Genomic DNA, 11,794 nt, shown 5'->3' with positions numbered 1-11,794 from the left:
CAAGAGATAAGAGTCAAGAATCAAGAACTGGGTGGAGATATTAAAATTGAAATATAATTAGCCAGTTATTGTTTTTTCTTGATTCTTGACTCTCGGTTCTTGACTCTAAGATTTAATTCGCATGAATATATTAACCTTACTATTACTGGTACCTGTACTGTTCGGCCTTATCATTATGGTGCTGCCGTCGTCTGTGCGGGGCTGCTTTAAGTACCTCACGCTAGTGGCTACGCTGATACAATTAGGCATCAGCATATGGATGTACCTGCATTTTAAAACGGGTGCGGCTTATGGTGGTATCAATCATGAGGATCAGTTCCAGTTTGTGCAAAAACTTCCCTGGATTTCCCTTAACCTGGGCAGCATGGGCAAAATGCAGATCGATTATTTTGTAGGTATCGATGGCATGTCTATCAGTCTGCTGGTGATGACATCATTGGTGATGGTTATCGCTACGCTGTCGTCATGGGAGATCAAGAGTAACCTGAAAGGTTTCTTCCTGCTGTTTTTATTGCTGGATATGGCGGTTATCGGCGTGTTCTGCGCGTTGGATTTCTTCCTGTTTTACTTGTTTTATGAACTGATGCTGCTGCCGTTATATTTTCTCATCGGGATGTGGGGCGGCGCACGCAGGGAATATGCAGCTATCAAATTTTTCCTGTATACCTTATTCGGTTCGGTGTTTATGCTGCTGGTGATGGTAGGCTTGTACCTATCGGTGACCGATCCGGCAACGGGCAACCATACTTTTAATATTATTCAGATGATGAATCCCGCTAATTACAATGCACAATCTGTGTTTTCCATAGCCGGTCATCAAACCATATTGGGCATGCCCGCACGTACGGTTGGCTTTGTGGTCTTATTCATCGCCTTTGCCATCAAAGTACCGGTGGTGCCTCTGCATACTTGGCTGCCTGATGCGCATGTGGAAGCGCCAACCCCGGTATCTATCATATTAGCAGGTATCCTGCTCAAAATAGGGGGATATGGTATCATTCGCATTTGTTTGGGCATCTTCCCCGAGGTGGCCACCTCCGGCGCGTTCTGGCTGGGACTACTTGGCGTGATCTCCATTTTATATGGCGCTTTCAACGCCCTCGCTCAAAAGGACCTGAAACGCATGATTGCTTACTCCTCGGTATCACATATGGGTTTTGTGCTCTTAGGAATCGCCTCACAAACCGCCGAAGGTGTTAGCGGAGCAATAATGCAAATGGTAAGTCATGGATTTTTATCAACCATGCTGTTCTTTTTGGTGGGCGTGCTGTACAACAGGGTGCATGACAGGGGTATTAACCATTTCCGGGGATTGGGTACTCTAATGCCGCAATACACAGCTTTTGTGATGATCGCTTTTTTTGCGTCGCTTGGTTTACCGGGCTTTTCGGCATTTGTGGCCGAGGCATTTTCTTTAACCGGAGCTTTTAAATCGCCAACAGTAAATGGCTTGTTGCCGTACTGGATGGCCGTTTGTGGCTCGATAGGTATATTGCTAAGCGCCGCCTATTTCTTGTGGACACTGCAGCGCATGTTTTTTGGCACCGAATCATTAAAAGGCGGTAACGTTTGGAAAATAGCTTTAACCGATCTGAATCTGCGCGAAAAACTGACACTGGCACCACTGGCACTGATAGCCCTGGCTTTAGGAATCATGCCTTCGCTGGTTTTTGATAAGATCAATGATTCTGTGCTGGCCTTTGTCCAGTTTTTACAGCTTAAATAAAATAATGGTGAATAAGCATCAATGCTTTTATGGAAAAATGCATAGCCATGCATCTTTAGTTTACCCAGCCGGTTTAATGGCAGGCTCGGGCAAATTAACAGATGATATGTATTTAACCGAAAGCATGATGTTTAAAAAATTATCTACCGCCGCAGTTCTTCTTTTTATGGCGATGGCATCCAAAGCCGATGAAGGACAAAAAATAGCTTCTAAAGTTCAAAAAGTTACCGTATTCCTAAACGGTGCGCAAGTAACGCGCACGGCGCTGGTTAGCGTGAGCCCGGGTACTTCTACATTAGTGTTCGGTAATATGTCGCCGGGTATAGATGTACAGAGCCTACAGGTGAGTGCCGGGGGGGAGTTTACCATACTTTCAGTGAAGCAGGAGCTCGACTTTTTGAATGAGGAATCCAAGCAAAAGCAACTGGTTGATCTGCAGGCACAGCAAAAAATGATCAGGGATAAAATATCCTTGCAAAATAATATGCTGTCCATTTACCAGGAAGAAGCTACCATGTTGGGGAAAAACCAGGTAGTAACCGGGGTGAATGCCAGTCTGGATGTTTTAAAACTTAAACAAGCACTCGACTTTCAAACGGCGCGTTTAACCGAGATTAAGAGAAAACAACAAACGGTTAATGATCAGGTTGATGCCCTGAACACGGAACTCCAAAAATATGATAGGCAAATTGCCGATATCACCAAAGGTAGTAGTAAAGCTACCAGTAATGTGCTGGTTACGGTTTCTTCAAAAAGCGCTTTGCAATCAACCTTTACACTGAATTATGTGGTGCAGAATGCCAGCTGGTACCCAACCTATGATATCCGGGCAAAAAACGTAAACAGTCCAATCAGTATTACTTACAAAGCCAATGTATCACAGCAAAGCGGCGAAGACTGGAGGAATATTAAAATAACGCTGTCCACAGGCAATCCAAGTATCAGTGGTAACAAACCGGAGCTTACCCCCAATTATTTAAACCTGGGTATGTACTATTCAGGTAATGCCGGACCTATTACTAAAGTAACCGGTAAAATATTTGAAGCTGGTACAAGTAATGGCTTAGCCGGTGTGAGTATCAGGGTTAAAGGTACATCTATCGGTGCGACCAGTGATGCCCAGGGATTTTATAGCTTGCAAGTACCACCAAACAGTCCTGATCTTGCCTTTAATTATATTGGGTATGAAGTCGTGGAACGACCAGCCAATATGCCGCTCATCAATGTAACCATGTCTCCATCGACTAATAATTTGAGTGAAGTGGTAGTAACAGGTTACGGAGCTGAAGATAAGCGGAGGTTAGTTGGTGCTTTATCCGGCAGCGTATCAGGCATCCGTATACGTGGCGCAGCCAGTATACAATCTATCCCGGTAGAAGTTAAACCTATTGAAAACCAAACCAACGTAGAGTTTAATATCGCCAATCCATACTCTATACCGAGTGATGGTAAACAATATGCTGTAGAGATAGGGCAGTTTGACCTGAACGCCAGTTACCAGTATTTTGTAGCGCCTAAGGTGAGCACCGATGTGTTTTTAACCGCGCAGCTAACCAACTGGAACAAGTATAATTTCCTTTCGGGCGAAGCTAATTTGTTTTTTGAAGGTACGTTTATTGGTAAATCACTCATCAATACACAAGCTACCGCCGATACGCTGAACCTTTCGTTAGGTACCGATAAAAACATTGTGGTAACCCGTACATTGCAAAAGGACCTGACCGAGCGCCAATCATTCGGTTCTAATAAAAAAGAAACACGCAACTGGCTCATCGAAGTGAAGAACCGCAAAAACCAACCCGTGAGTTTATTGGTGGAGGATCAGATACCGGTTTCGCAAAATTCGGCCATCGAGGTGGAGCAACAGGAAATATCCGGCGCGAAACTGGATGCCCTCACAGGTAAACTTTCCTGGAATTTCATGCTAAATTCGCAGGACAATAAGAAAATACAATTAAAGTACCAGGTTAAGTACCCTAAAAATCAATCTGTAATAGTTCAATAAAATAAATGCACGATCTGCTACCTCATATATCCGCATCTTTATCATCTGTTTTTGGCAGCATAGCCTTTTTTATGCCCGAGATTTACCTGGCATTGCTGTTTATTGTAGTGATGATAACCGACCTGATATTTGGGAAGCGATCTTTAAAACTGTGCCGTATAGTAGCCTGTGCAGGTTTACTGCTGGTAATGTACCTCGACCTGAAACAGTTTGCACTGGTGGCTGATGGCGGGCATTTGATATTCAGTAATATGCTGCTGCTTATTCGCAGCGGCATATTTTTTAAACTGATCATTGATCTGTTGTCGTTTATCCTGTTGTTATATTTTAGCTGGGATAATAAGCTTAACAGTCACCAAAAAGGATTGTCTGATCTGTATTCTATTGCCATAGCATCCGTATTCGGTTTGCATTTAATGGTGATGGCGGTGAATTTGTTATCTATTTACCTGGCTATTGAAATGGTATCCATAGCGTCATACCTCATGGTAGCTTATCGTACCGAAAATGCTTTCAGCACCGAAGCTGGTTTAAAATATGTACTGTTCGGGGCCGCGTCATCAGCTATGATGCTGTATGGTATCTCCTTGTTGTATGGCTTTAGCGGTTCATTGGATATTATATTTCACCATACTATTGAGCAACTATCAGGAGTTAATTCTGTCAGTACATCCTTTGCCATGATCCTGGTTTTAATAGGTATTGGTTTTAAATTATCCTTTGTCCCCATCCATTTTTGGGTACCCGATGTATACCAGGGAGCAAGCACACCAGTTACTGCATACTTATCAACTGTACCTAAAATAGCGGCCTTTGCCTTGCTCATTAATTTCCTTTCGCCGTTTATGTTTACCGGACTTTGGACCGGCTTTAATATGAGTATAGCGCTTTCTGTAATCGGTATAGTTACCATGATAGCCGGCAACTTTGCAGCGGTGTTACAAACCAATATCAAAAGGATGCTGGCCTACTCCAGTATCGGTCATACCGGTTTTGCGCTTATGGCGGTTGTAGTTTTATCCTTACAAAGCGTATCGGTATTAACATACTACTTATTGGTATATGCCTTGGCCAATATCGGCGCCCTGGCACTGGCCACCTACTTTACCAACGAAACCGGTGCCGAAGATGTGGAAGATTATCGCGGATTTGGTCTTAAATACCCCATAGCCTCCGTTTGTTTTGTGATTATCCTCATATCGCTAACCGGTTTGCCGGTAACCGCCGGTTTTACCGGGAAATTGTTCGTGTTTTCGGCAGTTTATGGAGTTTATCAGCAAACGCATAGTATCTGGCTTCTGTTATTAATGATTACCGGCGCGCTTACTACAGTTGTTTCGCTGTTTTACTATATCAAGATCCCTCTCAATTTATTTCTGAAAAGAAAGGAAATGGCCGAAATAAGCAATAAAAAATCTGTGAATTTGCTTGTTTTGTCAATATTCATAAGTTTTATCCTGATTTTGCTTGGTATTTTTCCTCATTGGGTACTTCAGGTGCTCTAATTTTTCAATTTTCGTAATTTTTTAACAAAAACTTAATAATCTTCGTTTTTTTATAATTAAAATCATACTTTCAGGCCGTTTTACAAAGCAATTCTAATATTTCCATGAAACGGTATTTTCCTTTCTTAGTAATTCTTGTCATTTTAGTACTAACTTTTCTTTTTCCATCTGTAGAATTCAAAAATTCTGGCGATCCTCACTTTAACACCGGCGATATTGCCTGGATGTTGATGTCGACGGCTCTGGTTTTGATCATGACACCCGGTCTTGCCTTTTTTTACGGAGGGATGGTTAACAAAAAGAATGTAATATCAACCATGCTGCAGAGCATTGTTTGCATGGTAATTATTACGGTGATGTGGGGCATATTTGGCTTTAGTTTAGCTTTTGGCGATAGTTTTTATGGTATCATCGGTAACCCCTCTACTTATTTTATGATGAAGGGTATGCTGGGTAATGCCACCTGGAAAGCAGCGCCAACCATTCCGTTACTGTTATTCGCCATGTACCAGCTTAAATTCGCTATCATTACGCCCGCGTTAATCACCGGTGCCTTTGCCGAGCGGATCCGTTTCAACTCATACATTATATTCCTTTGTCTGTTCTCGATATTTATATTTTCGCCGCTGGCACATTGCACCTGGCACCCGGATGGCATACTGGCCAAATTTGGTGTGCTGGATTTTGCCGGTGGTACCGTGGTACATATGTCGGCCGGCTGGGCCGCTTTAGCTTCGGCTATCTATTTAAAACGTCGCAACGAGGCTAATCATTCACCTGCACGTATTACTTATGTAATGATTGGTACAGGGCTTTTATGGTTCGGTTGGTTCGGGTTTAACGCGGGCTCGGCATTTGGTGCCAACGCCTTAGCTGTTACCGCTTTAGCAACCAGTACCACAGCATCTGCAGCTGGTGGTATTACCTGGATATTTTTTGATATGCTGCGCGGGCGCAAACCTTCAGCTATGGGTACCTGTATTGGTGCCGTAGTGGGCCTGGTAGCCATTACACCAGCAGCCGGGTTTGTTACCGTGCCGCATTCACTAGCCATTGGCATCATATCGGCCGTGGTAAGTAACCTGGTAGTTGAATGGCGCACACGTACTTCTATTGATGATACGCTGGATGTATTCCCTTGCCATGGTGTTGGTGGTATGGTAGGTATGTTGCTTACCGGTGTTTTTGCCAATCAGCATGTAAATGCAGGAAATGTAACCGGGAACGGCTTGTTTTTTGGCGAAACACATTTGTTTATTGTGCAATTAGTGGCGCTTGTGTGTGTGTCCATATTCTCGTTCTTTGGCTCATTGCTGTTGCTGAAAATTACAGATATGATATCGCCATTAAGGGTTTCGGCCGAGGAGGAAGTGGTAGGTCTGGACATCAGCCAGCATGGCGAAAAACTATAACTATTGAATTTCAAACCAATTACATAAACCTGAGTGAGTCCGGCTGAAAAGCCGGATTTTTTGTTGGAGTAAGGATTTGGGGAGCAAGGGCTCCTCGTGTAAGAAAGAAAGCGCTGTTTGTTATTTTGTTTCCTTTGGCGGTTTATTATCAGCAACGTTTTCAATCTCTTTATTCAGGAAAAATGATAAGCTTGTTCTGATAAAAACGGTGCCTGCTAATATTCCCAGATCATTAAATGATGGATTGAGGATAGTATCAATAATGTCAGATGCTATTAAAAACTCGAGTCCCAGCAACAGGTAATAGCCTACTTCAATTTTGATCTGAACGGTCTTCGCTAATGAAAATGAGTTTTGGAAGCGCTTAAGTTCGTTACGGATAAATTTGAGTAAACCCAGCGCGGCGCCATAACAGATAATGGCTATGCTGCAATAGCTGATTATACGTGATATAGACTCGAGTACAGAGCTCATGCAAATTGGTGTTTATATAAAAATACAAAATTTACGGTTAGTGCTGCTATTAAACCCCCGTTGTTATTGCAGAATGCTTGATACTATACCGAGCCTTTAAATCCATGAACAGTAGGGATCATATCCTGCGACCGTAAAGATGGCGGTATTGCGGCAATAACCACCCCGGTATTATTTATCTTTCACCGCTGTTTACACCATGGCTACTTATTTTCATTATACCAGATAGAAAACAAAATATTCCTATAGTTTTATACCTAATAAGTGCCTTGTCATGTTTCTTAATTCTGATAAAACAAAATTCTCTTTTTTTGACATTCGCTTTCTTAAGCCAGGCAATCGCCATTTAATCATTAATGTTTATTACACCCTATTATATCTTAATTACAGCTATTTTTAAACCATTTTTTTTATGAAGATTATTTACATACCCCTATTAACTTTCGTGTCATTATTTATTGGCAGTAACGCTATTGCTCAAATATCAGCAATAGATAATGCGGAGAAACCCGACAAAACAGCATCTTTTAAAGCAGGTGTTAATTATTTAAGTAATAATGTGTTTATGGGCCGTGCCGATACGGTTAAAACTTCAATAATTTTACCCGAGCTCAAATACACTTTTAACAATGGGATATTTATTTCGGGAAACATTAATTATATCCCAAACAATAAACGCAAGAAACTTGATGGCGGGAACATTGTGGCAGGTTATGATTTTGATATAACTGATGATTTGAGTGGTGGTGTATCCGTTGCCAAACTATTTTACAGTAGTAACAGTGTACAGATAGGATCATCCATCAGCAGCGTTTTTAATGCAAATATAAATTATGACATTGCCGGTATTATTACCCCCGCCGTAAGTGTTGATTATAATATTATTAAGAATGGTTTCAGCAACGATGTTTTTATAAATGGAAGCCTATCGCATGATTTTGAGAAAAAGGGTGTTTTTAATGATAAAGATCTGTTTGCTATTTCGCCTACAGTAGCTATAAACGCCGGGACGCAAAATTTTTATGATGCATACGTTACCGGAAGAAAATATAAATCTACTGCAAAGAACCAGGCTCTGGTGGCAAAAGAAACAGCGCTATTAGACCAACGAAAAGAACAACTAAGTCATTTTGATGTACTTGATTATGAGTTTTCTGCACCGTTAGAATACAAAATAGGAATGCTTATTTTGAATTTTACCCCAACTTATGCCATAACCAAAAACAAACTGCCGTCTGCTATCGCTGCCGGTTTGGTAAACGGAAATATTTTTTATTTTGAGACAGGGGCTACTTTGAAGTTTTAAAGGATGTTGACGAAAAGATAAGAATGGGCCGTTGCTGGTGCTGTAACCGGGCCGTCTGAAACGGTTAGGATTGCAGTCTTTAGACTACATTAAGCGCAGTGGTATTTCCTGACGTCTTTTTTTAAACGATTTACATTTTCTTTTGTCTAATTCTTAGAAAAGCAGAAGAAGTGATATTTTTTGTGTTGACTCTTGTACCTTGATTCAAAAAAATGAATGCCGATAATCAATTAAATATATTTAACCCGGCCCGTCATAACCTTTTGCCGTTTGATGGGGAGGTATTCTTATATCCCAATTTTTACCAGGAGGATGGTGTTTATGATGTGTTTGAGGAGTTGAAACATTCCATTTTGTGGAAACAGGATAAGATGAAAATCTATGGAAAATCGGTCAATTTTCCGCGCCTTACTTCCTGGTATGCCGATGGCGGCAAAATTTATACTTATTCGGGCGTGGTAAATACACCGCTGCCATTTACACCGCTGTTACTCCAGATCAAAATGGCAGCCGAGCAGCAATGCAATAAGCAATTTAATTCGGCCCTGCTTAACTTTTACCGCAATGGCGAAGACAGCATGGGTTGGCACAGTGATAATGAAAAAGAACTGAGCGATAACCCGGTTATCGCCTCGGCATCGTTCGGAGCCACGCGTGCTTTTCAATTTAAACACAAACAACAAAAAAACGCCAAAATATCCACGGCACTCAGTAATGGCAGTCTGCTAATTATGCAGGGTGAGACACAGCATCACTGGCTGCACCAGGTGCCCAAAATCACTGGCGATACAGGTCCGCGTATCAATATTACTTTCAGGGATATTAAATATTAATGTGGCTAACTGAATTTAAGCGTTAATAGCAACGTTTCGATTTTTATAAAAGGTAGCTGGGTTTATGATCCGGTAAAGTTGCGCCAGATGATAGGTTTTGCAAAACAAGGATAAATAGGTTAAATTAGTGAAGTGCAAACAAACGAGATTGTTACATTATACCGACCGGTCGGGCCGAAAGAACTTAAACTGATCGAAGAGTCAGACTGGAAAAGATTCCCTAAGAGATTGGCTGAGCAGCCCATTTTTTACCCGGTGATGAATGAGGAATATGCTGTACAGATAGCCAGAGATTGGAATGTTCCGGCCTCAGGGGCGGGTTTTGTTACCAAATTTAGTTTACCTGCAGATTTCTTAAAAAAATACGAAGTGCAGAATGTTGGCGGCCGTATTCATAATGAGTTATGGGTTCCGGCCGAAGAGTTAGAGGATTTTAATGATCATATTATTGGGAAAATAGAAATTACACAATCTTTCTATCCTCTGGAAGGCTAAAGGGTGTTTGCAAAAAATTAACGTTTAGGTAACTTATCCACAAACTACGGTTTAATGACAATTGATATAGGGATAGTTCATTATAAAATGATACCTTTGCAGCCTCATTCCAAATCATGAGCGATCAGATTAAACATGAATGCGGTGTGGCATTTATCCGCCTCTTAAAGCCACTGTCTTATTATCAGAAAAAGTACGGAACAGCTCTGTACGGCCTGAACAAGCTTTACCTTTTGATGGAAAAACAACATAACCGCGGCCAGGATGGCGCGGGGGTTGCCACCATTAAACTGGATATTGAGCCTGGCAAGCGGTACATCAGCAGGCACCGGTCAATGGCGTCAAATGCTGTTGCTGACATTTTTGAATACATCCAGAAGAAATTCGCTGATATTCAGAAAGAAGCACCCGAAAAACTGGCTGATACCGAATGGTTGAAGGAAAATGTAAGCTTTACCGGTGAGGTTTTGCTTGGGCACCTGAGATATGGCACCCATGGCAAAAATAGCATCGAAAGCTGTCACCCGTTTTTAAGGCAAAACAACTGGATGACCCGTAACCTGGTTATCGCCGGTAACTTTAACATGACCAATGTTGATGAGCTATTGCAACAGTTGTATGCCCTGGGGCAGCATCCTAAAGAAAGAGCAGATACTATAACCGTTCTTGAAAAAATCGGCCACTTCCTGGATACAGAGAACCAAGGCTTGTTTGATCAGTACAAACGCGAAGGTTTGGACGATAATATGGAGATCAGCAAACTTATAGCCAACGATATGGATGTAGCCAAAATACTTCGCAAATCGGCCAAAAACTGGGATGGTGGCTATACCATTGCCGGTATCATAGGTCATGGTGATGCCTTTGTAATGCGCGATCCGGTAGGTATCCGTCCAGCTTATTACTATTATAATGACGAGATAGTTGTTGCAGCTTCAGAGCGCCCGGCTATCCAAACAGCCTTTAATATACCTGTTGAAGATATCAAAGAGATCCGTCCTGGTCATGCCCTTATCGTTAAAAAGAACGGTAAAATAACCGAGGATATGTTCAGCGAACCATTGGAAAAGAAAGCCTGCTCCTTTGAGCGGATCTATTTTTCACGTGGCAGCGACTCATCTATCTACCGCGAACGTAAACAGTTGGGCCGATTACTTTGCCCACAGATATTGAATGCGGTTGATAATGATATTAAAAATACCGTATTCTCTTATATCCCAAACACCGCCGAGGTTGCTTTTTACGGTATGGTTGAAGGAATACATAAATACGTTAAAAAATACCAGCGCGATAAACTGCTTAACCGCGAGGACAAGATAAGTGAAGAAGAGTTAACAGAGGTATTGCAGATGGCACCGAGGGTTGAGAAAATTGCCATTAAAGATGTAAAACTGCGTACTTTTATTACCCAGGATGCTGATCGCAGTGAAATGGTTGCTCACGTATATGATACCACTTACGGCCTGATTAAAAAGAATACTGATACATTGGTAGTACTGGACGATTCGATTGTACGCGGCACCACGCTGAAACAAAGTATCCTGAAAATATTAGACAGATTAGGTCCTAAAAAGGTTGTTGTGGTTTCATCTGCTCCGCAGATTCGTTACCCAGATTGCTATGGTATTGATATGTCGCGTATGGGCGAATTCGTAGCTTTTGAGGCAGCGATCAGCCTGTTGAAAGAGATGGATCGCGAAGATATTATTCTGGATGTTTATCAGAAATGTAAGGATAGCGCCAAACTGCCAAAAGAAGAGGTGAAAAACTACGTAAAAGAGATTTACTCTTTATTTACCGATCAGCAAATTTCCGATCGTATAGCGCAGATCATTACACCAAAAGATATTAAATGTAAGGTAGAGGTTTTATATCAAACTTTAGATAACCTGCACATCGCCTGTCCGGATCATACCGGCGACTGGTATTTTAGCGGTGATTATCCAACTCCAGGCGGTAACAAGGTAGTTAACCGTGCTTTTGTAAACTGGATGGAAGGTAAAAACCAAAGAGCTTATATGTAAGCTAAGCCCCCTAG

At 41.8% G+C, this 11,794-nt stretch carries 9 protein-coding genes; 8 read left to right on the top strand and 1 reads right to left on the bottom strand.

The window, feature by feature from the left end:
* Positions 1–121: 121 nt before the first annotated feature.
* The 4 genes from G7092_RS12845 to G7092_RS12830 all read left to right on the top strand — a co-directional run bounded on the left by G7092_RS12845 (position 122) and on the right by G7092_RS12830 (position 6,648).
* Positions 122–1,726, top strand: a complete 1,605-nt coding sequence (locus tag G7092_RS12845) for a complex I subunit 4 family protein (protein ID WP_166089888.1) — start codon at positions 122–124, stop codon at positions 1,724–1,726.
* A gap of 4 nt (positions 1,727–1,730) precedes the next feature.
* Positions 1,731–3,731 (top strand): mucoidy inhibitor MuiA family protein, encoded by a 2,001-nt coding sequence (locus G7092_RS12840; RefSeq protein ID WP_166089886.1) that lies wholly within the window; start codon positions 1,731–1,733, stop codon positions 3,729–3,731.
* A 5-nt stretch (positions 3,732–3,736) separates the two neighbouring features.
* On the top strand, positions 3,737–5,236 hold the full coding sequence (locus G7092_RS12835; protein ID WP_166089884.1) for an NADH-quinone oxidoreductase subunit N: 1,500 nt from the start codon (positions 3,737–3,739) through the stop codon (positions 5,234–5,236).
* 104 nt (positions 5,237–5,340) lie between these two features.
* Positions 5,341–6,648: an ammonium transporter gene (locus G7092_RS12830; RefSeq protein ID WP_166089881.1), complete on the top strand. Its 1,308-nt coding sequence runs from the start codon at positions 5,341–5,343 to the stop codon at positions 6,646–6,648.
* Positions 6,649–6,768: 120 nt separating this feature from the next.
* On the opposite strand, the gene G7092_RS12825 is transcribed toward G7092_RS12830, so the two are convergent.
* Positions 6,769–7,122: a DUF1622 domain-containing protein gene (locus G7092_RS12825; RefSeq protein ID WP_166089879.1), complete on the bottom strand. Its 354-nt coding sequence runs from the start codon at positions 7,120–7,122 to the stop codon at positions 6,769–6,771.
* 412 nt (positions 7,123–7,534) lie between these two features.
* On the opposite strand from G7092_RS12825, the gene G7092_RS12820 reads away from it, so the two are divergent.
* From G7092_RS12820 to G7092_RS12805, 4 genes are all read left to right on the top strand, one after another.
* Complete coding sequence (locus G7092_RS12820) at positions 7,535–8,428, top strand: hypothetical protein (RefSeq protein WP_166089877.1); 894 nt, start codon at positions 7,535–7,537, stop codon at positions 8,426–8,428.
* 212 nt (positions 8,429–8,640) lie between these two features.
* Complete coding sequence (locus G7092_RS12815) at positions 8,641–9,261, top strand: alpha-ketoglutarate-dependent dioxygenase AlkB family protein (RefSeq protein ID WP_166089875.1); 621 nt, start codon at positions 8,641–8,643, stop codon at positions 9,259–9,261.
* A gap of 132 nt (positions 9,262–9,393) precedes the next feature.
* Entirely contained in the window at positions 9,394–9,756 is a 363-nt protein-coding gene (locus G7092_RS12810) for a hypothetical protein (RefSeq protein ID WP_202985266.1), read from the top strand.
* 116 nt (positions 9,757–9,872) lie between these two features.
* Positions 9,873–11,780 (top strand): amidophosphoribosyltransferase, encoded by a 1,908-nt coding sequence (locus tag G7092_RS12805; RefSeq protein WP_166089873.1) that lies wholly within the window; start codon positions 9,873–9,875, stop codon positions 11,778–11,780.
* Positions 11,781–11,794: the final 14 nt, after the last annotated feature.

Origin of the sequence: Mucilaginibacter inviolabilis, from assembly GCF_011089895.1 — a bacterium.
Lineage (GTDB): Bacteria > Bacteroidota > Bacteroidia > Sphingobacteriales > Sphingobacteriaceae > Mucilaginibacter > Mucilaginibacter inviolabilis.
The sequence above is the reverse complement of the archived record's forward strand: the minus strand, read 5'-3'. Positions and strand labels throughout refer to the sequence as shown.

Bases quoted from the DNA above. Each gene is read 5' to 3' on its own strand.
- G7092_RS12845 (WP_166089888.1), top strand. From the start codon at position 122: ATGAATATATTAACCTTACTATTACTGGTACCTGTACTGTTCGGCCTT.
- G7092_RS12840 (WP_166089886.1), top strand. From the start codon at position 1,731: ATGGTGAATAAGCATCAATGCTTTTATGGAAAAATGCATAGCCATGCA.
- G7092_RS12835 (WP_166089884.1), top strand. From the start codon at position 3,737: ATGCACGATCTGCTACCTCATATATCCGCATCTTTATCATCTGTTTTT.
- G7092_RS12830 (WP_166089881.1), top strand. From the start codon at position 5,341: ATGAAACGGTATTTTCCTTTCTTAGTAATTCTTGTCATTTTAGTACTA.
- G7092_RS12825 (WP_166089879.1), bottom strand. From the start codon at position 7,122: ATGAGCTCTGTACTCGAGTCTATATCACGTATAATCAGCTATTGCAGC.
- G7092_RS12820 (WP_166089877.1), top strand. From the start codon at position 7,535: ATGAAGATTATTTACATACCCCTATTAACTTTCGTGTCATTATTTATT.
- G7092_RS12815 (WP_166089875.1), top strand. From the start codon at position 8,641: ATGAATGCCGATAATCAATTAAATATATTTAACCCGGCCCGTCATAAC.
- G7092_RS12805 (WP_166089873.1), top strand. From the start codon at position 9,873: ATGAGCGATCAGATTAAACATGAATGCGGTGTGGCATTTATCCGCCTC.